This is a genomic window from Streptomyces sp. RLB3-17 (assembly GCF_007113425.2).
GTDB classification, from domain to species: domain Bacteria; phylum Actinomycetota; class Actinomycetes; order Streptomycetales; family Streptomycetaceae; genus Streptomyces; species Streptomyces mirabilis_D.
Map to the genome: position 1 here is coordinate 10,885,692 of NZ_CP041610.2, position 25,915 is coordinate 10,911,606.

Below are 25,915 nucleotides of genomic sequence, written 5' to 3' on the forward strand. Positions count from 1 at the left end.
GCATCAGCGCGGCACCACGGCCACCGGGCACTCGGTGTGCTCCAGCACGTCCCGCACAGTGGTGCCTAGCGTCCGGCCCGCGCGGCCGACCACCAGGAGCTCCGCCGAGGCCGACGCCTGGACCAGGGCGGCCGACGGGCTCTGCAGGCGGACGTCCTCGTAGACGTGCACCTGCGGATACTTCTCCCGCCACGGCCGCAGCGCATCCGACAGCAGCTGCACCTCCTGGTCCTCCCATGCGCCCCGGTCCTCCTCCGGCAGCGCGTACGGCATCCACCGCTCGGCGCGGGCGGGCAGCCGCCAGGCGTGCACGGCGTGCAGCCGGGTACCGCGGCGCCGGGCGGCGTCGAACGCGAAGTCCACGACGGCGCTGACCGGGTCGCGGGCATCCATGCCCAGAACCACCTGGCTCGTACGCCACTCGCCGCCCCTTCGGCCGTGGCCGCCGCCCGGCACCAGCACCACCGGCAGATCCGAGCGGGCCGCCACCTCATGGGCCACGGAACCCACGCCCGGTCCCGGGACACCGTCCTCGCCGCGCAGCCCGAGAACGGTGCACCCGGCCCGCGAGGCCAGCGAGATCAGCGCCGCGGCGACCCCTCCGGCCGGGTCGGCCCCGTCGATGTGCACGACCCGCAACGGCAGTCCGCGCAGCCGCGCGTCCCCCGCCGCCCACTCGGCCGCCGCCCTGCTGGGCGCGGAGGCGTCGACCCCGACAACGATCGGCTCGGTCATGGCAGTTCGTCCCTCCATGCGTACGGGATTCCAGGGTGTCCACCCTCCGCCGTGGACCGGCCCACGGGACAGGGGCCGACCGGCCCATGCGGCGCACCCGACCAGCCCCTGGGGCGGGGCCCCGCACCGCTGGATGCTCGAAGGGTCGAGAGGTTTTGAGGAGGCCCGAGATGACGGACGACGAGCGTGACCGCCCCACCGTGCACGCCCTGCTCGCGGACGGCACCACCGTGTGCATACGGTCCGTGCGGCCCGGTGACCACGACCAGCTGCGAGGGCTCTACGAGGAGATGTCACCGGAGCACCTCCGGCTGCGGTTCTTCGCAGCCAGTCGCCGCTCCGCCGACCTGGCCGCCGACCGGGCCGCGGCGCCGGCCCGCCCCGGCTACCGGGCGCTGCTCGCCGAGACGCAGGGCCGGGTGATCGGCCTGGCCGAGTACGAGACCGTCGACGACCCCGAGACGGCCGAGATGTCGATCGCCGTGGCCGATGGGCTGCACCACCGGGGCGTCGGCACCCTCCTCGTCGAACACCTCGTCTCCGCCGCGCGTGCGGACGGCGTCACCACGTTCACCGCCGACGCGCTCAGCGAGAACTACGAGGTGCTGCGGCTCTTCACCGACCTGGGCCTGCGTGCCGGACGCCGGTTCGAGGGTCCGGAGGTGCGTTGCACCATCGCGCTCGACGAGGACGACACCTATCTCGCGGCCGTCGAGGCCCGTGGCCGGGCCGCCGACGTGGCCAGCCTGGAACCGCTGCTGCGCCCCGACGCGGTCGCCGTGGTCGGCGCCGGACGCAGGCCCGGATCGGTGGGGCGGGCTCTCCTGCACCATCTGCACGCGGGGGGCTTCACCCGACGGCTCTTCGCGGTGAACCCCCACGTCTCCTCGGTCCTCGGTGTGCCTTCTTATCCGTCGGTCAGCTCGCTGCCCAAGGTCCCTGATCTCGCGGTCCTCGCCATACCCGCGGACGCCCTGCCCGCCACGGCCGAGGAGTGCGGCAAAGCCGGCGTACGGGCGCTGCTCGTGGTGACGTCCGGGCTCGACCCCGACCAGGCGGAGGCGCTCATGACCGCGTGCCGTGCCTACGGCATGCGTCTGGTCGGCCCCAACTGCCTCGGCATCTCCAACACCGACCCGAGGCTCCGCCTCGACGCCACCTTCGCGGCCGACCACCCGCGCCCCGGTACGGCGGGTGTCGCCGTACAGTCGGGTGGCGTGGGCATCGCCCTGCTCGACGGGCTGTCCCGGCTCGGCATCGGTGTCTCGTCCTTCGTGTCGCTCGGCGACAAGTACGACGTCAGCGGCAATGACATGCTCCAGTGGTGGGAGAGCGACGGTCGCACCGACCTGGCCCTGCTGCACCTGGAGTCCTTCGGCAACCCGAGGGCGTTCTCCCGCACCGCCCGGCGGGTGACCCGCCGGATGCCCGTTCTGACGGTCGACGCGGGCCGTACCGAGGCCGGTCGCCGTGCCGCCGCCTCGCACACCGCGGCCGCCGCGACCCGGACCATGACCCGACAGGCGCTGTTCACCCAGGCGGGCATCACCGCGACCCGCTCGGTGGGCGAACTCCTCGAAACCGCCGCCCTGTTGCACGCCCAGCCGCTCCCGGCCGGGACCCGCGTGGCGATCGTCACCAACGCGGGCGGTGCGGGTGTCCTCGCGGCGGACGCGTGCGCCGAGGCCGGGCTGACCCTGCCCGCCCCCACCCCCGAACTGATCGACGACCTGCTCGCCGTGCTGCCCGAAGGGGCGGCCGTGGGCAACCCCGTCGACGCCACGGCGGCCGTCACGGAGGACCAGCTCAGGGACTGCGTGGACCGGCTCCTGCGGTACCCGGGCATCGACACCGTGCTGCTGGCCCTCGTCCCCACCGCCATCGCCGTGGCGACCGGCGACGACCTGGTCCGCGCCGTCACCGAAGGCCCCGGACGGCGGGAACGGCCCGTCGCCGTCGTACGCCTGGAGCAGGACCTGCCGGTCAAGCTGCTGCCCGCGGGGGAGGGCGGCGCCGTCCCCTCGTACGCCGAACCGGTCGCGGCGGCACGGGCCCTGGCGCACGCCGCCCGTCGTGCGGCCTGGCTGAACCGGCCCGTGGGCACGATCCCGGAGCTGGTGGAGGTCGACACGGCCTCGGCGCACACGGTCGCCGAGACCTACCTCGCCGCCCATCCGGACGGTGGCTGGCTCGACCCGCGCACCTGCGCCGAACTCCTCGCCTGCTACGGCATACCGCAACTCCCGTGGGCCTGGGCCGAGACCGAGGACGACGCCGTCATCGCCGCCGAACGGCTGCGCGGTGCCGACGGCCGCGTGGTCATGAAGGCCCACTGGCCCGGCCTGGTCCACAAGACCGAACAGCACGCGATCCATCTCGACCTCCAGGGCGACGCCCAAGTACGCGCCGCCTTCCGGGACTTCGAGACCCGGTTCGCCGGACTCATGACCGGAGTCGTCGTCCAGCCGCTGGCCGCGCGCGGCACCGAGCTGTTCGCGGGCGTGGCGCAGGACGACGTCTTCGGCCCCCTGGTGCTGTTCGGGCTCGGCGGTACGGCGACCGAGGTGCTGGCCGACCACGCCGCCCGCCTCGCCCCGCTGACCGACCACGACGTGCACGACCTGATCACCACGCCGCGCTGTGCACCCCTGCTGCTGGGCGCGCACGGCAGCCGGCCGGCCGATCTCCAGGGCCTCGAACAGCTCCTGCTGCGGCTGTCCCGCATGGCGGGCGACCTGCCGCAGCTCGCCGAGGCCGACTTCAACCCGGTCCTGGCGACACCCGCCGCGGTCACCGTGCTCGACGCACGCGTCCGCCTGCTGCCGCGCCGCGCCCAGGACCCCTATCTGCGCCGACTGCGCTGAGGAGGAACAGACATGAGGCAGAACAAGGTCGGATCGGTGATGGCCACGGAGGTCGTCACGGCCCGGTACGGCACTCCCTTCAAGGAAGTGGCACGGTTGCTCACCGAGCACCGCATCAGCGGGCTGCCCGTGATCGACGAGGACGACAAGGTCCTTGGTGTGATCTCCGAGACCGACCTCATGGTCCGGCAGGCGGGCGTCCCTGATCCCTACGAGACGCCGCGCCGCTTCCGGTTCACCGGGCCGACCCGCGGAGCCCGACGGCAGGCCGCGAAGGGGCACGCACGTACAGCCGGACAGCTGATGTCCGTGCCACCGGTCACCGTGCACGCCGACGAAACCATCGCCGAGGCCGCCCGGACCATGGCGCGCAGTCGCGTGGAGCGGCTGCCGGTGGTGGACGACGAGGACCGGGTCGTCGGCATCGTCACCCGCCGCGACCTGATCCAGGTCTTCCTGCAGCCGGACGACGTGATCCGCCGCGAGGTGATCGACGAGGTGCTGGTCCGCACGCTGTGGTTGAGCCCCTCGACCGTCGAGGTCGCTGTGTACGAGGGGGCGTCACGCTGACCGGCCATGTGGAGCGCAGGAGCGAGGCGGAGATCGCCGCCTCCATGACCGACCGGATCGACGGAGTGGTCGCGGTGGTCGACAGGCTGACCTACCGACTGGACGACTCGCACCTGCGGCCCGACGAGCCGGCTCTGCACGGTGTCACCGAGGAATGGCTGCGCAAGCTGTGAAGCAGGCCGAGAGGAGGGGTACCGCCATGCCGACCAAGGTGCTTGTCGCCTATGGGACGACGAACGGATCGACGGCGCGGATCGCGGAGACCATCGCGGATGTCCTGCGCAAGAGGGGCGTGCCCACCGAGGCGGTGCCCGCTCACTCGGTGACGGACGTCGAGTCGTACGACGCCGTGGTCGTGGGCGGTGGACTGTATGCGGGGCGCTGGCACAAGGACGCCCGCCGCTTCGTCCGTCGGCATGGCCGTGTGCTCGTCGGGCGTCCGCTGTGGTTCTTCAGCAGCGGTCCGCTCGACGCCTCGGCCACCGAGAAGGACATTCCGCCCGTCCCCGGTGTGCGGCGGGTCATGACCCGGCTCGGTGTCCGTGCGCACGTCACGTTCGGGGGCTGCCTGGAGGAAGGGGCCAAGGGAGTCGTCGCCCGGAAGATCGTTTCCTCCGGGAAGGGCGGGGACTTCCGTGACTTCGGGCGGATCGAGGCGTGGGCCACGGACATCGGAAGCGAACTGGCGTCCGGGCTGCGGTCGGATTGAACCCGTGCCGCTTCGGGACCGGGCGCAACCGGAACCATTCCGGTTGCGCCCTCACGCCGACCTGAAGCGTGACGCGACCGGACGGGAACCCGACGGCGGCCCGATGGGCTGAGCTACGTTCAATTCCCGTCGTCGGAGCAGTGCGTGGTGCTGCCGAGGCCGCTCAGGCAGTACCGTGAGCGCAGGCGAACTGGTGCGCGGCCTTGTCCGCTTGATGGGCCGGAGGAAGCGATGGGCGCGGATACGCGTGGGGGATCCGAGCAGCATCTGCCCAAGCTCCGCCTCGACGAACTGCTGGGCGAGCTGCAGGTACGCATCGACGCCGTCCGTGGCACCCGGGACCGCCTGCACAGCCTGCTGGAGGCCGTCCTGTCCGTCGGACGGGAGCTGGACCTGCCCCAGGTGCTGCGCAGCATCGTCGAGGCCGCGGTGGTCCTGGTGGACGCCGAGTACGGCGCCCTGGGTGTGATCGGCGGAGACCGGAAGCTGTCCGCGTTCATCACCGTCGGCATCGACGAGGAGCGGCGGTCCGAGATCGGGGCGCTGCCCAGCGGGCACGGGCTCCTCGGAGAGCTGATCCGGCACCCGGTGCCCCTGCGGCTGCCGGAGCTCTCCGAGCACCCCGAGTCGTACGGCTTCCCCGCCCACCATCCGCCGATGCACTCCTTTCTCGGCGTACCGATCCGGGTGCGCGACGAGGTCTTCGGGAACCTGTACCTCACCGAGAAGCGGAACGAGCGGGAGTTCGACGCGGAGGACGAGTCCGTGTTGTCGACGCTGGCCGTGGCCGCCGGCGTCGCCATCGAGAACGCGCGGCTGTACGAGGAGACCAGGCTTCGCGAACGCTGGCAGCGGGCCAGCGGGAAAGTCACCAGCGTCCTGCTCACCGGCGCGCCGAGCGCGGAGGTGCTGGAGCTCATCGTCGACGAGGCCCGGAAGATCGTCTCCGCGGACATGGGCATGATCGCGGAGGGCGTACCGGGCGAGGAGGCGCTGCGGCCCGCGCTGGCCGTCGGGCTCGGCGCGGAGCAGCGCGGCGGCCTGGTGATGTCGGCCCGGGACGGCTTCGTCGGAGCCGCGCTGAGCTCCGCGGAGCCTGTGGTCAGCACCGACATCGCACACGACGCCCGTGCGGGCGAGGGCGAAGCCCAGTGGGCCGAGCTCGGACCCGTCGTGGCGGTGCCGCTCGGTACCAGCGGGAAGGCTCGGGGCGTGCTGCTGCTCGGGCGGGTCCAGGGCGGCGCACCCTTCGGGCATGTGGACACCGGACCACTGCTCGGGTTCGCCGACCAGGCCGCACTGGCACTGGAGCTGGCCGAGCGACGGCGGGACGCGGAACAGATCGCGCTGCTCCAGGACCGCGACCGCATCGCCCGGGACCTGCACGACCTCGCCATCCAGCGGCTCTTCGCGGCCGGCATGACACTGCAGAGCGCCCAGCGCTTCATGGAGCATGCCGAGGGCATGGAGCGACTGACACGGACCGTCGACGACCTCGACGACACCATCAAGATCATCCGGTCCACGATCTTCGGCCTGCGGACGCACGGCGGGGCCGGCCGGGAGGGCAACGGCCTGCGCGGCCGGGTCTCCGAGGCGGTCACGGCCGCGACCACGTCGTTCGGGTTCGCGCCCGCGCTGCGGATCGAGGGGCTCGTCGAGACCGATGTTCCCGGGGACGTCGCCGACCACGCCGTCGCGGTGCTCGGTGAAGCGCTGAGCAATGCGGCCCGGCACTCCGGAGCGCACGCCGTCGACGTCCGACTCCAGTGCGCCGGGGGCGAGTTGACGCTCACCGTGACGGACGACGGCTGCGGGGTGTCGGGTGACGTACGGCGCAGCGGGCTGAAGAACATGGAGGAGCGTGCCATCGCCCTCGGGGGCGTACTGACGCTCGGCGAGCGGCCCGAGGGCGGTGGCACGCGGCTGGTGTGGCGGGTACCGGCGGGCGCACCCAGCGCGGGTCCGGGGCCCAGTCCCGCGAACGGCCGAGACTGCCGGTGACCTTGTGCGTCCGGTGTCCGTCGGCTGCGGGTGACGGGGGCTGGTCGCGCAGGTCACCGCGCCCCTGAAGGGCGCTCCCGGGGTCAGCGAGTCCGGTGGTCGGCGGCGTCGGGGTGCTCCAACTGGCTGGCCAGGACCGCCGCCTGGACCCTGCGCTGGACGCCTAGTTTGGCCAGCAGCCGGGAGATGTGGTTCTTCACCGTCTTCTCGGACAGGTAGAGCTTCTTGCCGATCTCACGGTTGGTGAGCCCGTCCCCGATCAGCGCGAGGATGTCGCGCTCGCGGGGCGAGAGGCCGGCGAGTTCGGGAGCGAGTGCCGGGGCCTCGGTGGGATCCGCGCGCAGGGACCGCATGAGCCGGGCCGTCGTCGTGGGGTCCAGCATCGACTGGCCGGAAGCCACGGTGCGCACCGCCGCGACCAGGTCGGAGCCCTTGATCTGCTTGAGCACGTACCCCGAGGCTCCGGCCATGATCGCGTCGAGCAGGGCCTCCTCGTCGTCGAACGACGTCAGCATCAGACAGGCCAGCTCCGGCATCTGGCTGCGCAGCTCCCGGCAGACGCTGATCCCGTCGCCGTCCGGCAGGCGTACGTCCAGGACGGCCACGTCGGGCCGCAGCGCCGGGCCGCGCACCAGCGCGTGCTCGACGCTGCCCGCGTCCCCGACCACCGAGATGTCCGGCTCGGCTTCCAGGAGATCGGCAAGACCGCGGCGCACCACCTCGTGGTCGTCCAGCAGGAAGACCCGGATGGGGTTCTGTTCCGTGAAGGTGCGCGCCTCGGCCATGACGACCCCTTGTTCAGTTTCAGTGGTGGACTGCGGACCACGAGCGGGTTGTGACGACGATCATCACGCTCCGGGGCCGAACGCACTAGGGCCGACCGGCCCCACTTGAGAGCGGTCCTGGAATCGACCGCCGGTCACCGCTCCTGCTGCCCGGACGGCCCCGTCAGTTCGAACTCGACGTCCACCACGCCTTCGACGGACCGCACCAGGCGCGCGGCCACGGGCACCAACGAGGTGTCCCGGACACGCCCGGTGAGGGTGACGACCCCGTCCTGCACCTGTACCCGCACGGGTGCCGACGGCGCACGGAACAGATACGACACCACTTCGCGGCGCACCTCCTCGGCGATGTCCTCGTCGCCCCGCAGGAACACCTTCAGAAGGTCGCCGCGGCTGACGACGCCTTCCAGCAGGCCCATGTCGTCGACGACGGGGAGCCGCTTGACCTTGGCGTGCGCCATGGTCCGTGCGGCCTGCGCGAGAGTCGCGTTCGCCTGGACGGTGACGGCCGGGGCCGTCATCAGGTCCTCGGCTGTCACGGCGCCGGCCTTGGCGAGATCGGAGAGCCGCCGCAGCTGCGTGTGCCGGTCCGGATCGCTGTCGCGGAACTCCTCCTTGGGGAGCAGATCGGCCTCCGAGACCACGCCGATCACCCGGCCCTCGCCCTCCAGGACGGGCAGTGCGCTGACCTTCCACTGCTCCATCAACTGCACGATCTCTTTGAAGTTGGCCTTCCGGCCGATGGCGGCGACGGTGTGGGTCATCACGTCGCTGACGATGTGCGGGGTGCCGTGCACGGTGCCTCCTCGGTGGATTGCGACGTGGTCAGCTGAGACTTCCGCTGCCGTAGGGCGCGTACATGTCCAACAGCCGGGTCCTGGCCGACCGCAGTCGGCGGGCGACCGTGTCTCCCACCCACTGACTCACGGCCATTCCCAGCGCCGGATCGGCCTGACACATCTCGCGGACGGCTTCGGCGTCGAACTCGTACGCGCGCACCGGGCTCGTGGCCTCGGCGCCCAGGTGCCAGGTGTGCGGTCCGAACAGCCAGGACCAGCCTACGAGTTCGTTGTGCCCGACGGTCTCGATGAGGGCCGCGCGGCGGCCGGGCACGCGCATGTCGAGGGCCACCGTGCCGGTACGGATGATCCAGAACCGGTCCGCTCGCCGGCCCTCCTCGAACAGGCGGGTTCCCAGCGGGAACGACACCTCCCGGGCGACGTGCATCAGCCGCTCGCCGTGCTCGGCGGGCAATGCCCGCAGCATGCTGGAAGTGGGGGAAGCGTTCATGATCGTGTCCTCTGCCTCGAGCTCCTCTTCCAGGAGCGCGACCCTGCCACCTCCAATCTCTGCTCCCGCCCCCCCTTCCACCATGGGCCGAAGGGCCCCTCGGAAGGGCCTGCCCGGCCCCTGCACCCGGACACGGCCCGGTATCAGGCTCGATGGGAGAAGAGGAATCCACCGGCATGCACGCAGGAGGTGCGGACCATGCTTCGACACGTCGCCGCGGGGATCGACGGTTCTCCCGAAGGCCTGGCCGCCGCGCACTGGGCGGCCAGGGAAGCCATGCGCCGAGGTACGGCGCTGCGCCTGGTGCACGCCTGGGAGTGGCAGCCGCGGCCGGCCCCGAGCGTCCCCGCGGACATGTCGCAGCGGTCGTGGGCCGAGGACATGCTGGCGCAGACGTCGGACAGCATGCGCGCCGCACACTTCGGCCTGCAGGTCATCACCCACTCGGTCGCCGACGCACCGGTCGGGGCCCTGCTCGCGGCGGCCGAAGAGGCCGATCTGCTGGTCCTCGGCTCCCGCGGGATCAGCGGCGTCGCGGGCTTCCTGACCGGATCGGTGTCACAGCGGGTGGTCGCCAGGTCGCCGCGCCCCGTGGTGCTGGTGCGGGCGGGGGAGTGCACCGCCGACGAGCACTTCTCGGCGGTGGACGGAATCTCCCCCGACGAGATACCCGAGACCCCGTACCGCGAGATCGTGCTCGGCCTCGACACGGCCCGGCCCTGCGACGAACTGATCGAGTTCGCCTTCGACGCCGCCCGACGCCGTGCCACCCCGCTGCGCGTGGTCCATGCCTTCAGCGGTCCGCCCGCCTACGCGGCGATCGACAGGCTCGCCCCCGAGAACGGCCCCGAGCTGCTCGCCGAGCACGAGCGCGCCGTGGTCGCGACGCTTCGCCCCTGGTGCGAGAAGTTCCCCGAGGTCGCCGTGACCGAGACCGTCACCGAAGGGCGGGCGGCCGGCGAACTGATCCACGCTTCGGCCGGCGCGGCCCTCCTCGTGGTGGGTCGCAGGGTGCGCGAGACCCGGCTCGGCACCCACCTCGGCTCCGTCGCGCATGCCGTACTGCACCACGCGTCCTGCCCCGTCGCCGTCGTTCCGCACGCCTGAACAGCCCGGAGGATGAGACAGATGGCCGGCTACGTGTACGAGTTCTCCCAGGGCGGCCGTGACATGGCGGACCTGCTCGGCGGCAAGGGAGCCAACCTGGCGGAGATGACCCGGCTGGGACTGCCGGTACCGCCCGGCTTCACCGTCACCACCGACGCCTGCCGGGAGTACCTGGCCACCGGCGAGGAACCGGGAGAACTGGCCGGCCAGGTCGCGCACGCACTGGTGGAGCTGGAACGACGCACCGGACGCGAGCTGGGCGGCCGTGACAACCCCCTGCTGCTGTCCGTCCGTTCGGGCAGCAAGTTCTCGATGCCCGGGATGATGGAGACGATCCTGGACATCGGCCTCGGCGACGCATCCGTCCTCGGACTCGCCAAGGCCACCGGCAGCGAGCGCTTCGCGTGGGATTCGTACCGCCGCCTCCTCCAGATGTACGGCCGCACGGTGCTCGGCATCGCCCCGGGACTGTTCGACCGGCGCGGGAGCACCGACGACCCCGCCCGGCTCGTCGAGGACTACAAGCAGGTGATCCGGGACGCGACGGGTGAGGAGTTCCCGCAGGACCCCGGCGCGCAGCTGTACCGCTCGATCCGGGCGGTCTTCCGCTCCTGGAACAGCGAGCGCGCCCGCCTCTACCGCCGCCGCGAACACATACCCGACGACCTGGGCACCGCCGTCAACATCCAGGTCATGGTGTTCGGCAACCTCGGTCCGGACTCCGGCACGGGAGTCGCCTTCACCCGCGACCCGGCCACCGGTGCCCGTGGTGTGTACGGCGACTACCTGCAGGACGCCCAGGGCGAGGACGTCGTGGCCGGCATCCGCAACGCCGTGCCACTCGCCGAACTGGAACGGCTCGACCCGCCCTCGTACCGGCAACTCATCGACCACATGGGCACGTTGGAACACCTCTACCGCGACCTGTGCGACATCGAGTTCACCATCGAGCGGGGCACGCTCTGGATGCTCCAGACCCGGGTCGGCAAGCGCACCGCCGAGGCCGCCTTCCGTATCGCCGAGGCACTCGTCGACGAGGAACTGATCGGCGAGGACGAGGCGCTGGCCCGGGTCTCGGGCGCACAGCTCGCCCGCCTGATGTTCCCCCGCTTCGAAGCACACGTCGAGACGAAGCCGCTCGCCCACGGCGTCCCCGCATCCCCCGGCGCCGCAGTCGGAGCGATCGCCTTCGACTCGGCCGAGGCGGTGCGGCGCGCCGCGACGGGGGAGAAGGTGATCCTCGTACGCCGGGAGACCACCCCCGACGACCTGCCCGGGATGGTCGCGGCCGAGGCCGTGCTCACCAGCCGTGGCGGCAAGACCAGCCACGCGGCCGTGGTGGCGCGCGGCATGGGCAAGGTGTGCGTGTGCGGCGCCGAGGAACTGACGGTGGACGTCGAGGCACGGACGCTCACCGCCCCCGACCGGACCGTGCTCGCCGAAGGCACGGTGCTCTCCGTGGACGGCACGGCGGGCACGGTCCACCTCGGGGCACTGCCGCTGACCGACTCGCCGGTGGGCCGCTTCCTGGACACCGGGGAACGCGACGGGGCGTTGACCGACGCAGTGGCCCGCACCCTCCAACACGCCGACTCCGTACGCCGCCTGGGGGTGCGCGCCAACGCCGACACCCCCGAGGACGCGGCCCGCGCGCGCCGCTACGGAGCCGAGGGGATCGGACTGTGCCGCACCGAGCACATGTTCCTCGGCGAGCGGCGCGGCCTGGTCGAGGCGATGATCCTCGCCGAGGACGAGACCGGGCGGCGCGCCGCCCTGGACGCGCTGCTGCCGCTCCAGCGGGCCGACTTCGCCGGCATCCTGGCCGCGATGGACGGGCTGCCGGTGACGATCCGGCTGATCGACCCACCGCTGCACGAGTTCCTGCCCGACCGCACCGAACTCGCCGTCCGTGTCGCCACCCACCCCACCGCGCACGACCGGCGCCTGCTGGCCGCCGTGGAGCGCATGCACGAGAGCAACCCGATGCTCGGGCTGCGCGGCGTGCGCCTCGGACTCGTCGTCCCCGGGCTGGTCGAGATGCAGGTACGGGCGATCGCCGAAGCCGTCGTGGAGCGGCTGCGGGACGGGGGAGACCCCCGGGCCGAGATCATGGTTCCGCTGGTCGGCACGGTCGAGGAACTGCGGCTCGTACGGGCGGCAGCGGAGCGCGTACTCGCCGAGGTGTCGAAGGCTTCCGGATTCACGGTCGACTGTCCCATCGGCACGATGATCGAACTGCCCCGTGCCGCGCTGACCGCCGGCCGGATCGCCGAGGCCGCCGATTTCTTCTCCTTCGGCACCAACGATCTGACACAGACGGCGTGGGGACTGTCCCGTGACGACGTCGAGGCGTCCTTCTTCCCCGCCTACCTCGCCCAGGGCGTCTTCGCCACCTCGCCCTTCGAGACCCTCGACCGGGACGGCGTCGGCCGACTGGTCCGGATCGCCGTCGAGGAGGGCCGCGCGACGAACCCGACCCTGAAGATCGGCGTCTGCGGCGAACACGGCGGCGACCCGGACTCCATCCACTTCTTCCACGACACCGGCCTCGACTACGTCTCCTGCTCGCCGTTCCGCGTTCCCGCCGCCCGCCTGGAAGCGGGCCGCGCGGCACTGGCGAACCGGGCCGACGGGGCGTCAGCGGCCATTTAGACAACACCGACCAAGGGGAGGGAAAGACATGACCACCCGTCATGTGACCGTCGGCGTGGACGGCACGCTCATCGCCGTAAGGGCGCTGGACCGGGCCGCCGAGGAAGCGGTGCTGCGCGGCGCCCTGCTGGACATCGTGTACGCCGTGCCCGACCTCGACGAGGCCGGGCCGGTCCTGGCGTCCGCGGCGGCCCGGGTACGCCGGCGGCACCCCGGCCTGCCCGTCACGGCCTCCGCCTTCGAGGGCGGACCGGTCCAGGCGCTGGCTCAGCACGGTCGGGGCGCTGAACTCACCGTGGTCGGCACACGGGGGCTCGGCGGTGTCGCCGGCTTACTGTTCGGCTCGGTGAGTCTGCGGCTGGCCGCGCGGACGCGCGGTCCGCTGCTCGTCGTGCGGGGGAACCACCAGTCAGCCCGCCGCGGTGAGGTGTTGCTCGGCATGGAAAGTGACGCCGACGCGGATGCCGCGGCATACGCCTTCGCGGAGGCGGCGCGCCGCGGGGTCCGGCTGAGTGTGCTGGACGCCGCGGCCTCCCGGCGCCCGGCACTCGCACCACCGGCCCTGGTTCCCGCGGATCGGGGGCGGGACGATGCCGTCGTGCGAGTACCGACCGAACAGGCTGTACCGCGCCGTGCGGTTGCCGGGCTGCGGCAGCGCTATCCCCAGGTCGAGGTGGAGTTCCGCACATGCGACTCCGGCCGGGTGCACTCGCTGCTGGAGGCGACCCGCGAAGCCGCCGTCGTGGTGGTCGGTACCCACGGACACGCCCACCGCATCGGCCCCCAACCGGGCCCGGTCACCACCGCCCTGCTGCACCACTCCCACTGCCCGGTCGCGATCGTCTGAACGGACCCTCGCGGGAGAACGGGGCACGTGCGGATGGGCCGTTCGGCCCCGGGCCGGGACCTGCGGCCCCTCCTGACGTGAGCCTGCCACCCGGAGACTGAGTCACATCCCCCTGAGGAGGTCCGCACATGTCCCGCAACGTCACCGTCGGTCTGGACGGTTCGCCCGAGAGTCTCGCAGCCGCAGACTGGGCCGCCCACGAGGCGCTGCTGCGCGACGCGCCCCTGCGCCTCGTGCACGCCTGGCAGTGGCAGCCCTACACGTACTCGCCGCTCGCGGGCGCCTCCGTGCCGCCCATGGACGACCCGCGGAGCGAGTGGGCCGAGCGCCTGCCGCGGGAGACCGCCGCCCGTCTTGCCGAACGCCACCCCGGCCTGCACATCTCTGCCGAACGGATCCCGGAGCAGCCCGTCACCGCGCTGCTGGCCGCCGCCGAGGAGGCCGATCTCCTGGTACTCGGGTCCCGGGGCCTTGGCGGAGTCACCGGGTTCATCGTCGGCTCCGTGGCACTCGCCGTCGTGGCCAGGACCGAGCGACCGGTCGTCCTCGTACGAGCCGGTGAACGTGTCTCGGACGACCACCTGAAGGGCGGTGTCGTGCTCGGCCTCGACCTGGAGCGCCCGGACGGTTCCCTGATCGGTTTCGCGTTCGAAGCCGCGTCTCGGCGCGGTCGGAACCTTCGCGTCGTCCACGGATGGAGTCTGCCGTCCTCCTACGGCTACGGCGGAGCCTTCGACCTCGACCTCAACGCGGAACTGCACGCGCAGATCCGGCACAACATGATCGAGGTACTGCGGCCCTGGCGGGAGAAGTTCCCCGGCGTCGAGGTGAACGAGCAGGCGGTGGTCGGCAGCGCGGGCTCCCACCTGGTCGACGCCTCCAGGGACGCGGCACTGGTCGTGGTCGGGCGTCGCAACCGGCGTACGCCGGTCGGTCCGCACATCGGACCGGTGACGCAAGCGGTCCTGCACCATGCCGCCGCCCCGGTGGCGGTGGTGCCGCACGACTGACCGGGCACACGTCGTTCCGGGCGAAGCAGCGGAGGTTCTCGTGCGCGAGGGCGATGATGCCTTCGCACTGGTGACGGGATCGCGCGGCCGCGGTGAACTCAAGGAACCGCTTCTCGGATCGGTCGGCCTGGCCGTGGCGGGCCGTCTCCGGCGTGTGCTCCGCGCGCCGCACCGGGGCAGGGGCCATCCGAGCCTGGCGCGGGGCCGAGTGGACTTCCCCTGACAGCTGCGCGGCCTACGCAGGTCCCGGCTCGCGGGGGCTCGGCGGGATCGGTGGGTTCATGGTCGGATCGGTGAGCCTGGCCGTCGTGGCCCGCGCGGAACGACCAGTGGTGCTGGTGCGGGCGGGCGAACAGGCCGCCGACGAGCCCACGATGGACCCGGCGGGCGTGCCGTCCACGGCGACGCCCTTCAGGCCGGTGGTGCTCGGCCTCGACATCGATCACCCGGACGACACCCTGCTGGACCCTGGCGGCGGAAGTTCCCGGGCGTCGAGGTGATCGAGGAGAGCCGGTGCGGCAGTGCCGCGCAGGTGCTCGTCAACGCCGCCCACGACGCCTCCCTGGCCGTCGTCGGCCGCCGTATCCGCACCAGTTCCTTCGGTGCTCACATCGGCCATGTCACCCATGCCGCCCTGCACCACATCACTACCCCCGTCGCCGTCGTAGCGCACGGCTGACGCCGGGCGGGTCCAGCAGCCGGATGGTGACCGGCAGCCCGTCCATCGCCTCAAGGGCGCCGGAACAGGGCCGTCGGGGAGGTGCCGTCGGGCCTGCGGGTGGGCCGAGCTGCCCCAGGGCTGCCTGAGCCATGGTGATGTGCGCGGCGTCTTCGAGGGAGGGCCGACCATCTTCTCGGAATACCGCCTTCCACCGGGGACCGATACCGTGGAAACGGAACGATCCGATGGTTCCGGGTCGGCTTGCCGAGGGGACCAGGAGGAACGATGTGGCATGCCCCGAGCAGCCCCGCGTAAGACTGCCGCAGCTGAGGCTCGACGAGCTGCTGGAGGAACTGCAGGCCCGGATCGACGCGGCCCGTGGCACCCGCGACCGCGTGCACACCCTGCTCGTGGCGGTGCTCTCCGTCGGCCGGGAGCTGGAGCTGGAGCACGTGCTGCACTCCATCGTGGAGGCGGCCGCATTGCTCGTGAACGCCGGATACGCAGCTCTGGGAGTCATCAGCCCCGACGGCCAGACCCTGTCGGCCTTCCACACGGTCGGCGTGACCGAGCACCAGATCGCCGAAATCGGGCCCTACCCGCAGGGTCACGGCATCCTCGGCGAACTGATCCGCCACCCGGAACCGCTCCGTGTGGAGAAGATCTCCCAGCATCCGGCCTCGTACGGCTTCCCGCCCAACCACCCGCCGATGAACAGCTTCCTCGGGGTCCCGATCCGAGTCCGCGGCCAGGCCTTCGGCAACTTGTACCTGACTGAGAAACGCGGCGGGCTGCAGTTCGACGAGGAGGACGAGTCGCTGCTCGCCACACTCGCCGTGGCGGCCGGCGTGGCCATCGACAACGCCCGCCTGTACGAAGAATCCCGGCTGCGCGAGCGCTGGCTGCGGGCCAACGCGAAGATCACCCACCTGTTGATGTCCGGCAGCGGGCGGGCCGAGGCTCTCGGCCTGATCGCGGAACGTGCCCGGACGATCTCGGGCTCCGCACTGGCCGCGGTCGCGATGCCGATGGAGGACACCAAGTCGCTCACCGTGGAGATCGCCGTGGGTGTCGACGCGGAGGAACACCGCGGGCTGGTGCTGCCCATGCACGAAACCCTGATGGGACTGGCCTACTCCGCCGCTGCTCCGATCGCCAGCGACGACGTCACCCGGGATCCGCGGATCTGCCCGGAGCCTCCACGCTTCGGCGGACTCGGCCCTGCCGTTGCCGTCCCCATCGGTACAGGGAAAGACGGTGTTCGCGGCGTGGTCCTGCTGGCGCGGGAGACGGGTCGGCCGACGTACTCGGAGAGGGAGACCGAGATGCTGCAGGGCTTCGCCGCGCAGGCCGCGATCGCGATGGAACTGGCCGAGCGCCGACAGGACGCCGAGCAGATCGCGGTACTCGAGGACCGCGACCGGATCGCCCGGGACCTGCACGACCTGGCCATCCAGCGGTTGTTCGCAACCGGGATGACGCTGCAGAGCGCGGGCCGATTCATCGAGCACCCCGAGGCGGCCGGGCGGGTGCTGCGAGCCGTCGACGACCTGGACGAGACAATCAAGATCATCAGATCGACGATCTTCGGCTTGCGGGCGCGTGAGGGCACGGCCCACAGCGGGCTGCGGGCCCGCGTCGTCCGCGCGGTGGGCGAGGCGAGCCCGACGCTGGGCTTCACTCCCAGCGTGCGCATGGAAGGCCTCGTCGACACCGATGTGCCACGTGAGATCGCCGACCACGTGATGGCCGTACTCTCCGAGGCCCTCACCAACATCGCACGGCACGCCCACGCCGGCCGGGCCCAGGTGGTCCTGACGACTGACGGCCACGAGGCGTCTTTGACGGTCTCGGACGACGGTGTGGGAATCACGCCCGGCGGACGCCGCAGTGGACTGCGCAACATGGCCGAGCGAGCGGAGCAGCTGGGCGGCCGGTTCGAGGTGAGCAGCCCCGACAGGGGCGGCACGCTGCTGGCCTGGTGGGTTCCGCTGCCCGTCGAGTAGGAATCGCCTTCCGGAACTGCGCGGACACCCCTCGCACGACAGCGTCACCGGCCGCGCCGTAACCCCGGTCGGTCCCGTGACAGGGACCGGGAAGACGGGCCACTCGGCCCATGCCGTGAACGTGTCCCTTGCCTCAGGCTGGAGGTGTCGTAGGACGGCATCCGAAACCAATGGAGGACGCCATGGACGGCACTCCGACTGTGGTGGACGACGTGATGACCCACAGGGTCGTTGCCCTGCGCAGGGGAGCGACCTTCAAGGACATCGTGAAGACCATACGGGAGTGGCGGGTCAGCGCTCTCCCGGTACTGGATGACGCCGGACGCGTCGTCGGTGTCGTCTCCGAGGCCGACATGCTGCCCAAGGAGGAGTACCGCCGAAGTGATCTCGACCGGTATGGCCAGCTGCAGCATCCCGCCGATGTGTACAAGGCCGGCGCGGTGACAGCCGGCGAGCTGATGACCGGCCCAGCCGTCACCGTGACACCCGACGCCACCCTCGCCCGCGCCGCGCGCATCATGGCACGCCACGGGGTCAAGCGGCTGCCGGTCGTCGGGCACGATGGCGTGCTCGAGGGGATCGTCAGCCGCTCCGACCTGCTGAAGGTGTTCCTGCGGGATGACGAGGACATCGCCGAGGAGGTTCGGCGCGAGGTCGTCGAACCGCTCTTCGGTACACACGCCGAAGCGCTCCGGGTCGAGGTGCGCGACGGTGTCGTGACGCTCTCGGGCCTGGTGCACGACACCGCGCTCGTCCCGCTCGCCGCCCTGCTGGTGCGGGGCGTCGAGGGCGTGGTGGACGTGCAGTGCGCGCTGACCGGTCCGGCGAGCCATCCGGACCCCGTCCCTGGCCTGCCGGACACGCGCCGGACGTCGGCCTCCACCTGACGGCGGCCGACGTCCGGTGAGAGGAGGCGGCGACCATGACGCAGACACCTCCCATGACGGTGAAACCCGTACGGCTGTGGCGCTGGCGGCGCAACCCGCTCCGACGGCACAGCGATGTCGTCGAAGCGTGGATCGTGCTCGCCACCTGGATCTGTGCCCTTTCCGGCGGGACCCTGGCGGGCGCGGCCGCGGCCCAGGCGACGGACTCGGCGTTCGCCGCGCGGCAGGCTCAGGTCCACACCGTGTCCGCCGTCCTCACCGACGACGCGGCGAGGACGGCGCTCGGCGGGAGCGGATACGACGACGGCCGGGTATGGGCGGTCGTGCGCTGGACGACAGCGGACGGAGCCGTGCACACCGACCGGGCGAAGGTGCTCCCCGGTGCTCCGGCCGGCACTCGGATCACCGTATGGACGGACCATACGGGTCGCGTGGTGTCCGCACCCGTCACGGGTGCGGCGGCCACCCTGCAGGCGGCCCTGACCGGAGCCCTCGTGGCACCCTCGGCGGGCGCCGCGGTCTGGACCGCTGGATGGGTGGTTCGCAGCCGGCTCGTCCGGCGGCGCATGGCCGCATGGGACAAGGAATGGAAGCAGGTCGGACCTCGGTGGGGGAACCTGAGCGGGGGCAAAGGCTGAACGCCGAGCCCGTACGGACAACAGGCCGGCCGCCAACGACCGCGATTGCCAGGGCACTTGATTGCCAGGGCAGCTGTTCTCGTTGCGCGGGTGCTACCCGTCGGCGGCAGTGAGTCGGCAGTCCACGCCCACCACTCCCTCGACGCCCCGCACGAGACGGACGGCAAGCGGAATGCGGGCGGCGTCCGTAACTCGTCCGGTCAGGGTCGCGACGCCTTCGGTGACCATGATGTGCACGGGCTCGACCGGGGCGGGGAAGAGGACGTCCACGATGTCGCGCCGGATCTCGTCGGCGAGATGGTTGTCCGGGCGCAGAAACACCTGGAGCAGGTCCCCGCGGCTGACGACCCCTTCCAGAACGCCCTCGGCGTTCACGACGGGCAGACGTTTCACATGTCGCATGGCCATGATGCGTGCGGCCTCGGCGAGCGTGGCGTCGGCGTGGACGGTGACGGCCGGGGTGCTCATCAGCTCCTCCGCGCTCACCGCCCCGGCCTTGGCCAGGTCGGACAGCCGTTGCAGCTGGGTGAACCGGTCCGGGTCGCTGTCCCGGAACTCCTCCTTGGGCAGCAGGTCGGCCTCGGAAACCACTCCGATCACCCGGCCGTCGCCCTCCAGCACGGGAAGGGCGCTGACCTGCCACTGCTCCATGCGCTCGACGACGTCCTTGAACGGTGCCTTGCGGCCCACCGCGACGACGGCACGTGTCATCACGTCACTCACCCGGTGCGGACTGCTGTCCATGCTGTCCTCCTTCTGAGGCCGGGCGGTCATGTCAGGCCACGGCTGCCGTAGGGGGCGTAGAGGTCGAGCAACCGGACCCGGGAGGCGTGCAGCCGCTGGGCGACCACACGGCCGACCCAGACCGCGATCGCCCGGCCGAACTCGGCGTCCTCGGCACACATCGACCGGACCGCCTCGGCGTCGAACTCCCAGGCCCGCACCGGGCTCATCGCCTCGGCGCCCAGCTGCCAGAGGTATGGCGGGAAATGCCAGGACCAGCCGACCAGTTCGCCGTGACCGAGCGACTCGATGACAGCGGGACGGCGGCCGGGCACGTACAGGTCGAGGGCGATGGTGCCGGTCCGCACGATCCAGAAGCGATCGGCGCGCCGACCCTCCTCGAACAGGCGACTACCCGCATCGAAGGAGACCTCGCGGGCAAGGCGCATCAGGCTGTCGCGGTGCGCGGTGCGCAAGGCCGTGGTCATGGTGGTGGCGGAAGTCATCACACCGGTTCCCTTCATGGTCTCTGCTTCCAGCGTGAACGCGGACAGGCCCCGCCACCACAGGCCGCTCGGATCCGATCAGGGCCCTTCGGTCCCTGCGAGCCGGCATCGCCGCCCCACACGCTGGAGGCACCCGCCCGGAGGGAAGTCACCATGAGCGTCTCCACGAGCGTCGCGGTCGGCGACCCGTTCCAGCGTTACGCCGTCGAGGTCGCCGGCACCTTACCCGGACCAGGTCTGTCACCGTCTGTCGCCGCCGTGGGGATGTCCTCGTCACACGGCGCGAGGACGGGATCGTCCGGCACCGGGTCGCCGCGGCACGCGGAGCGACCCACGCGGCCACGGCATGACGAGACGGGAAGGGCCATCCGCTTCTCGCGGATCCGGATTGCGCGGTGCGCGGCTGCGAGCCGCTTCTCCGCGTCTCCAACGGGTCCTTCCCGCCACCACCAGCACAGCACGTTCTACCGCCGGTGCAACAGTGTCGTTCGGCCCCAATCCTGCTGCACACACGAGGAGTCGACACCACGACCACGGCGATTCCCCGCTCCGCAACACAGCCACTCGGCGGGTCACGCCCCGCGCTCCTCAGGTTCCTTGGCGGTGTCGGCACGGTCACGGGCAGCGAGTTCTTGGTCGAGAGTGACCATGCGCGGAACCCTCAGCCGGGCAGAGGCCGCCCCGACGGCGTCCGCAGGTCCTGAGGACCGGGCCCGCGAGGAGTGCGGGGGCGCCTGTCCACCATGGGGCGACCAGCTCCGGCCGACAGGCTGTCCCGCCCACTTTCGAGGGCCGTCCGACCCATAGGCCGACGGTCACGAGCAGGCGGTCGGCTCCCAGAGCGCCGGATCCGTCGCGCGCTGTCCTCCGACTCCGCCGCAGGACAGTGAGTCCCGCCGGCTCTTTACAGCTTGTGCAGCCAGTCGTCGGCCACGCCGTGCATGGCCGGGCCGGCGAGCGCTGGGTGAGGTCGGCATCGGTCAGCTGAGGCAGGTCCGAGGCCATCCGCGAGAGTCGGTGCACTCGGCCGGCGAGAAGTAGCTCTCCTCCTGTGTGAAGTGCAGGCGGAGGACGGTGTGCGGCGCGAGCGAGGGGCCGGGCGGGCCGCACGGGCCCGGCTCGACGCCCGGCTTGTCATATCCCGCCTGTCCCAGTCCCACGCGAAGGACTCCGTGATCGTCCGCGGTAACGAGCACCCATGCCCGCCCGGCCGAGCTGCCACTCGCGGCTCACGTGCTCCCCGGGCAGCAGATCCTGTTCATCCCCCTCTTGGCGATGAGGGCCCATCGGTCCCTTGCATTGGCCTCACCGGCTCATGACGTGCTGCACGGTCTGGGCGAGCGTGAGAACCAGACACTTCGAAAGCCGCAGGCACCGGCCCCTGGCTCGCGGTGCCCTGGAGGGAGATGAGTCACCGTGATGTTCTGGTACGACCACGATGTCGGCGGATGGGGCTGGTTCGCCATGTCCGTCGGCACGATCCTCTTCTGGGCCCTGATTATCACCTTCGGCGTCCTCCTGTACCGCGCCCTGGCGAGGCCGGGAGGGAGCGGTGACCGTTCCGATGCCCGGCCTCCTGGGCCGTCGCCCGAGCAGTTCCTGGCAGAACGCTTCGCCCGGGGAGAGATCGACGAGGACGAATACCACCGCCGTCTGACCGTTTTGCGGGAGACCACTGGATCCGGGCCCCGGCCCAGCCAACGCTGACCGGAAGGAGGCAGTCGTGGACGAGAGGCTGTCTGTGGGTGCCCTGATGAACGAGGCGCCGTACTCGATCAGCGAGGACGAGACGCTGCTGTTGGCCTGGGAGGTGGTAGAGCGGTCCGGGCAGCGTCATCTGCCGGTGGTCCGCCAGGACGGCTGTTGCGCCGGTGTGCTGGACCGCGCCGAGCTCGCCGTCGCCTGCGCGGACCCCGCGGTGACATTGTCCTGCCGGACGGTGCGTGACCTCGTGCACGGGCGCCGCACGGTCACGGTCCATCCGGAGGAGTCGACGCTCCGCGCTGCAACCGTGATGACGGAGGAAGACATGGACGCGCTGCCGGTCACCGACCCACAAGGCCGACTGATCGGCCTGCTCACGGCGCACGACTTCGTGGCCGCCGCTGCTGGTCTGCACGAGCACACTGAGTCGGCGCAGGAGACGCCGCACGCACGACCTACGCTGCCTGGGCTGCCACCTCGTCGAAGGGAGCGGGAACACGGTATTCCCATTCCTTGAAGGTGCGCGCCGATTCCTAGCTAGGGACGAGTAGGTCCAATACGCACAGAGGGCAGGCGTTGATCGTCCTCGTGGGGGCTGGATGGGACGTCTGGTCTGTAGCCAGTGTGCCGAGAGCACTTCGGCAAGACGGACGCGGTGCCGGCCGCCTGCCCTTGCTGCGCCGAGCGTCGTACTTTGCCGTGGTGCGAGTCATGTCCAGGGTCACCTCCGCCGATCGGTCGGGGCTGCTGATTCCTTCGCAAGAGTGAGGCCCCTGGGTGAGGCTGGAACCACGGACGGCCGACTGGCAGACGGGTTTTGTTCTGGCGGGCCGCCCCCTACTGCCCGGCCCGCCACTGCTCGGCGGCGGCTTCCTCAAGGGCGTCCATGACCTCCTTGCCGATGCACATCCCGACGGCGTCGTGATGGGTGCGGGCGGTGGTGGAGTCCACGCTGACCAGGGACAGATCCGTCCTCCCCTGGCGGGCGGCCTCGGCGATCACGCCGTCCGGCAATGCGGTGAAGTCGCCGGCATCCCTTCAGACCCGGAAGCGGCCGTGGACCGTCGCCCACGGACCGAACTCACCCGGCGTCTCCCGCCACTGGCTGGTGCGAAACCGCCAGATCACCCTCTCGAACTGCTTCCGCAGCCGCTCGAGGTACGGGCCGTATTCACCTCTCGGCAGGAACGGATCGATCAACTTCCATTGCTTGTGAGTGAGTTGCCTGCCACAGCCACAGCCTCCAGGGTTTGCGGAAGGGGAGTCCGAGGTGACAGCGGAGGACCCCGGCGATCAAACCGCGATTACCGCTGGCTGGTGGCGATGTAGGTGCCGTGCCAGGTGTGGTACCAGACCTGGCCGTTGGAGGCATTGACGGACAGCATGCCAGTGATCTTCCCCTCCCGCATGGTGTGCAGGGTGTAGTAGCCGGGGTAGGGCTCCGGGTCGCCCGCGGTCAGTGTGTTGCCGTGGTCGCGGAGCCACTGCTGGGCGATGCTCCGGGCCTGTGTGGCCGAGATCCGGGCCTGGCTTCGGCTGCCGTAGTGCATGCCGTAGTCGGTATTCCACATCATCGCGGGCCCGTACTCGATCTGTACGGCGCCGTCGGTGGGGTTGACCAGGGCCTCGGTGGCCGGGTGGCCGTCGGTGGTCCGCAGTTCGGCGTAGAAGTTGCGGGAGAACTGCATGATCTCGCCGACCCGGAGGCCGAGCCGGTCGGCGAACGCCGTCGCCCGCTGGCGGGCCTGGTCGAGGGTCTGTACCCGGGTGCCGTTGCCTGGCAGCCACCAGTTGCCCATCATGCCGTTGCCCATCATGCCGGGCCCCCATGAGCCCCCGCCGCCGCCCATCATGCTGGAACCCGAATTTCCGTTCCACATGTCCGGTCCCCACCCGCTGGTGGGCCCGGCCGGAGAGGGAGTGCCGTCGGGAACGGTCGGTGTGCCGCCGCCCGGCACGGTGGGGCCAACCGAGACGGCGGGCGGAGGACTGGCGGGCCCACCGATGGAGGTGCTGCCGTTCCCGCCACACCCGCCGATGGCCACGGCGCCCGCGAGGGCCAGGGCCGCCGCGGCGGCGACACGTGCATGTCCACGGATCATGGTCCTCACCTCTGCGGTCGGGTTCCTGTCGACGACCGCCGGACCGGGGCCGCCGACTGTCTGGTTTCCAGCCTTCCGCGGGCAGGTGGCCGGTGTCGTGGGCCGTTCGGCCCACACCCGCCGACGACCGGCACACGACTTCCATCACCATGCATCGGATGCGGCACACCAGCGCGAGGAGGACCACGACGACTGGAGGCGCTGGACAGCCGACGACGCGACGGCGAGGGCCTGCCGTGGGGGTCAGGCCGCGGGAAAGTGCCCGACCGACCGCCGGTATCTCGACTTCGACGAGGCCTTCCTGCGGCGCTTCGTGGACCGGCGGCGCGACGAACTGCGGACCCTCGACGAGACGTTGGAAAGCGCCTGGCGGGTGCTGCTCACCCTGGCCGCGATCAACTCGCCATGCTGCCGTCCGCGCTGCTGGACGCGCACGGCGCGGAGCGGGGGTGAACGCGGTGGCCCCCATCCGTACTCCGCCCGCGCGGGCCGGCCGGCAGCATCTGCTGCACCGCCTGGCCGTCGCCGCGCGCGGAGCTGGGGGAGGCCGAGACCTGGTTGTCGCGCGGGATTGTCCTGAGCGGGGAGCACGCCCTGTTCTCGGCGGCGGCCGGTCTCGCTCCGGCGGACGTCACCGTCCGCTGGACCGCGTCCATGGGGGTGCGCCGCCCCTCGGGGATCTCGTGCACGGTCCCCGCACGCCCGACGAGCGCAGCCACACCGGGCAACACCGCCCTGGTCCACGCCGAGGCCGCCTACCGGCAAGCGGTACGGGCCGCCACCGACCACGCCTGCGCACGGGCGGCCGCCCGCATCGTCGGCGCGGAGGTGGCGAGCACGAGCCGGCGGGTCCGCGCGCTCCGGCGCCATTGGATCCCGCGCCCGCAGGAGGCACTGGCCCACGTGGACCTCGCTCCGGAGCAGAGCGAGCACGAGGACTCGGTCCGGCGGCGGTGGGCCGCTCAGGTCCTGAAGGGAATGGAACGGCAGACCGAGCGGGATGGACCGTCCGAAGACCGAAGTGCCCGGCGCTGAACGCCGCGTGCCTCGTCCGGGCCATGACGCGTGCCTCGTCCGGGCCATGGAAGGTGTCGTGGACGTCGAGTGCCGAACCGACCTTCAGGGCTGCATGTCGAGTACCTCCGGTACCGGGCGGCGTGGTGTGCCGGGGCCCCCGGGCCCGTAGCCGAGGCGAAGAACCATCTGTACATGGGCGGAGCCCGACAACGGGTCTCGCAGCGGCCAGCGCAGGTCCGGCCATTCCAGGGCCTGAGTGACGAACGAGCTGGACAGACCTTCGAGGGTGGCCAGCAGCAGCACGTGCTCCATGGCCTGACCGGCACGCAGCCAGTCCTCCGGGTGGTCGCGAGAGGTGCTGAGGAGGGCGAGTTGGGGGGAGCGTTCGAATGCGGTCGCGGTGCGGCCCGCCACTGACCTGGCGCCCGCGAAATCGCGCACCGGAGCCTTGCCGCCGCGCTTGCGCGGCCCGAAGGCGTACTCCGGGACCCCGTCAGCGGCCGACATCACCGATGGGGTGCCGATACGGGTCCAGGTGGCCAGGTCCTCGTCGCTGCCGCGATCGGTCCGATTGCGTGCCTCGGCCTCCTCGACGAGTTCCAGCACCTCCTCCAGATGCCATGCGGTGGCGAAGGACAGTGACGCCCCCTCCAGATGGGCGGCGTCGCTCAGCGCCGTCCGCACGGCCTCGGGTATCTCCGTCTCCTCGAACGGGAAACGACTGCTGTGCCGCTGGTGGATCGCCGGATACAGCGCGACGAGGTCGCTCTCGCCGCTTCCGAACCCGGTCAGTTGTACGGTCGCGAGCAGGGCGGGGTCGGCGAGGTCGGGCAGCAGCCGGGTCGCCGGGTACCAGCCCCCGTGGGCAACCGCGACCCGCAGGTTGAGCAGCGCGGCACCGCAGCCGAGGTGGAGGGCGCGGGTGTCCGGGTCGGTGTGGGGCATGGCTCGGGCGAGATCGGCGCGCACATGGAACGTGCGGCTGCCCCGGAAGTAGCTGAATCGCCACGGCTGTGCGTTGTGCATCGACGGCGCGGCCGTGGCGTCGCGGACCAGGGTCGCCACACGCTCCGGCGAGAGTGCTCGTTGGCTCACTGG

General features: G+C 71.4%; 21 protein-coding genes and 3 pseudogenes. 15 read left to right on the plus strand and 9 right to left on the minus strand.

The features are described from left to right. Positions 1-3 precede the first annotated feature (3 nt). Positions 4-735 carry a universal stress protein gene (locus tag FNV62_RS49000; protein WP_143629853.1) on the minus strand — a complete coding sequence of 244 codons (732 nt, stop codon included), beginning with the start codon at positions 733-735 and terminating at the stop codon, positions 4-6. A 170-nt stretch (positions 736-905) separates the two neighbouring features. On the opposite strand from FNV62_RS49000, the gene FNV62_RS49005 reads away from it, so the two are divergent. The 4 genes and pseudogenes from FNV62_RS49005 (at position 906) to FNV62_RS49020 (ending at position 6,882) form a co-directional block, all read left to right on the plus strand. Beyond that, entirely contained in the window at positions 906-3,599 is a 2,694-nt protein-coding gene (locus tag FNV62_RS49005; RefSeq protein ID WP_143629855.1) for a bifunctional GNAT family N-acetyltransferase/acetate--CoA ligase family protein, read from the plus strand. Between the two features lie 12 nt (positions 3,600-3,611). Next, positions 3,612-4,342 (plus strand): annotated as a pseudogene (locus FNV62_RS49010) (CBS domain-containing protein). Between the two features lie 26 nt (positions 4,343-4,368). After that, on the plus strand, positions 4,369-4,878 hold the full coding sequence (locus FNV62_RS49015; RefSeq protein WP_097288144.1) for a flavodoxin domain-containing protein: 510 nt from the start codon (positions 4,369-4,371) through the stop codon (positions 4,876-4,878). Positions 4,879-5,109: 231 nt separating this feature from the next. Further along, complete coding sequence (locus FNV62_RS49020; protein WP_164331879.1) at positions 5,110-6,882, plus strand: GAF domain-containing protein; 1,773 nt, start codon at positions 5,110-5,112, stop codon at positions 6,880-6,882. An 83-nt stretch (positions 6,883-6,965) separates the two neighbouring features. Here the strand turns inward: FNV62_RS49020 and FNV62_RS49025 are convergent, their stop codons facing one another. From FNV62_RS49025 to FNV62_RS49035, 3 genes are all read right to left on the minus strand, one after another. Continuing rightward, the gene (locus FNV62_RS49025; protein ID WP_143604487.1) at positions 6,966-7,667 is read right to left on the minus strand and encodes a response regulator; all 702 of its coding nucleotides are present in this window, start codon (positions 7,665-7,667) and stop codon (positions 6,966-6,968) included. A gap of 134 nt (positions 7,668-7,801) precedes the next feature. Continuing rightward, the gene (locus tag FNV62_RS49030; protein ID WP_143604488.1) at positions 7,802-8,464 is read right to left on the minus strand and encodes a CBS domain-containing protein; all 663 of its coding nucleotides are present in this window, start codon (positions 8,462-8,464) and stop codon (positions 7,802-7,804) included. A 28-nt stretch (positions 8,465-8,492) separates the two neighbouring features. After that, positions 8,493-8,957 carry a Crp/Fnr family transcriptional regulator gene (locus FNV62_RS49035; protein WP_054232051.1) on the minus strand — a complete coding sequence of 155 codons (465 nt, stop codon included), beginning with the start codon at positions 8,955-8,957 and terminating at the stop codon, positions 8,493-8,495. Between the two features lie 198 nt (positions 8,958-9,155). On the opposite strand from FNV62_RS49035, the gene FNV62_RS49040 reads away from it, so the two are divergent. The 8 genes and pseudogenes from FNV62_RS49040 to FNV62_RS49075 all read left to right on the plus strand — a co-directional run bounded on the left by FNV62_RS49040 (position 9,156) and on the right by FNV62_RS49075 (position 18,765). Then, complete coding sequence (locus FNV62_RS49040) at positions 9,156-10,064, plus strand: universal stress protein (protein ID WP_143629857.1); 909 nt, start codon at positions 9,156-9,158, stop codon at positions 10,062-10,064. 21 nt (positions 10,065-10,085) lie between these two features. After that, entirely contained in the window at positions 10,086-12,716 is a 2,631-nt protein-coding gene (gene ppdK, locus FNV62_RS49045; RefSeq protein ID WP_143629859.1) for a pyruvate, phosphate dikinase, read from the plus strand. A gap of 28 nt (positions 12,717-12,744) precedes the next feature. Then, a complete protein-coding gene (locus FNV62_RS49050) occupies positions 12,745-13,563 on the plus strand; it encodes a universal stress protein (RefSeq protein ID WP_186003178.1) in 819 nt (272 codons plus the stop codon). A gap of 128 nt (positions 13,564-13,691) precedes the next feature. After that, a complete protein-coding gene (locus tag FNV62_RS49055; protein ID WP_143604490.1) occupies positions 13,692-14,573 on the plus strand; it encodes a universal stress protein in 882 nt (293 codons plus the stop codon). A gap of 248 nt (positions 14,574-14,821) precedes the next feature. Then, a pseudogene (locus FNV62_RS49060) lies at positions 14,822-15,252 on the plus strand (universal stress protein); the annotation flags it as partial. Positions 15,253-15,479: 227 nt separating this feature from the next. Further along, positions 15,480-17,240 carry a GAF domain-containing sensor histidine kinase gene (locus tag FNV62_RS49065; protein WP_186003179.1) on the plus strand — a complete coding sequence of 587 codons (1,761 nt, stop codon included), beginning with the start codon at positions 15,480-15,482 and terminating at the stop codon, positions 17,238-17,240. A gap of 182 nt (positions 17,241-17,422) precedes the next feature. Then, on the plus strand, positions 17,423-18,127 hold the full coding sequence (locus tag FNV62_RS49070) for a CBS domain-containing protein (protein WP_143610575.1): 705 nt from the start codon (positions 17,423-17,425) through the stop codon (positions 18,125-18,127). 35 nt (positions 18,128-18,162) lie between these two features. After that, positions 18,163-18,765 carry a hypothetical protein gene (locus tag FNV62_RS49075; RefSeq protein WP_143629861.1) on the plus strand — a complete coding sequence of 201 codons (603 nt, stop codon included), beginning with the start codon at positions 18,163-18,165 and terminating at the stop codon, positions 18,763-18,765. A gap of 93 nt (positions 18,766-18,858) precedes the next feature. Here FNV62_RS49075 and FNV62_RS49080 read toward each other — a convergent pair whose 3' ends face one another. Then, the gene (locus FNV62_RS49080) at positions 18,859-19,509 is read right to left on the minus strand and encodes a CBS domain-containing protein (protein WP_097288152.1); all 651 of its coding nucleotides are present in this window, start codon (positions 19,507-19,509) and stop codon (positions 18,859-18,861) included. Between the two features lie 26 nt (positions 19,510-19,535). Further along, positions 19,536-19,994, minus strand: a complete 459-nt coding sequence (locus tag FNV62_RS49085; RefSeq protein ID WP_143629863.1) for a cyclic nucleotide-binding domain-containing protein — start codon at positions 19,992-19,994, stop codon at positions 19,536-19,538. Between the two features lie 1,419 nt (positions 19,995-21,413). Between FNV62_RS49085 and FNV62_RS49090 the strand changes: the two genes are divergently transcribed. Then, a complete protein-coding gene (locus tag FNV62_RS49090) occupies positions 21,414-21,701 on the plus strand; it encodes an SHOCT domain-containing protein (protein WP_143605814.1) in 288 nt (95 codons plus the stop codon). A gap of 16 nt (positions 21,702-21,717) precedes the next feature. Then, entirely contained in the window at positions 21,718-22,215 is a 498-nt protein-coding gene (locus FNV62_RS49095) for an HPP family protein (RefSeq protein WP_097288156.1), read from the plus strand. Between the two features lie 329 nt (positions 22,216-22,544). Here the strand turns inward: FNV62_RS49095 and FNV62_RS49100 are convergent. Both FNV62_RS49100 and FNV62_RS49105 read right to left on the minus strand, forming a co-directional pair. Continuing rightward, positions 22,545-22,925, minus strand: a pseudogene (locus FNV62_RS49100) (transposase); the annotation flags it as partial. A 77-nt stretch (positions 22,926-23,002) separates the two neighbouring features. Beyond that, the gene (locus FNV62_RS49105; protein ID WP_225900665.1) at positions 23,003-23,800 is read right to left on the minus strand and encodes a hypothetical protein; all 798 of its coding nucleotides are present in this window, start codon (positions 23,798-23,800) and stop codon (positions 23,003-23,005) included. 558 nt (positions 23,801-24,358) lie between these two features. On the opposite strand from FNV62_RS49105, the gene FNV62_RS49110 reads away from it, so the two are divergent. Continuing rightward, positions 24,359-24,835 carry a V-type ATP synthase subunit D gene (locus FNV62_RS49110; RefSeq protein ID WP_143629865.1) on the plus strand — a complete coding sequence of 159 codons (477 nt, stop codon included), beginning with the start codon at positions 24,359-24,361 and terminating at the stop codon, positions 24,833-24,835. An 84-nt stretch (positions 24,836-24,919) separates the two neighbouring features. Here FNV62_RS49110 and FNV62_RS49115 read toward each other — a convergent pair whose 3' ends face one another. Continuing rightward, entirely contained in the window at positions 24,920-25,912 is a 993-nt protein-coding gene (locus FNV62_RS49115; RefSeq protein ID WP_313905092.1) for an Acg family FMN-binding oxidoreductase, read from the minus strand. Between the last annotated feature and the right edge of the window lie 3 nt (positions 25,913-25,915).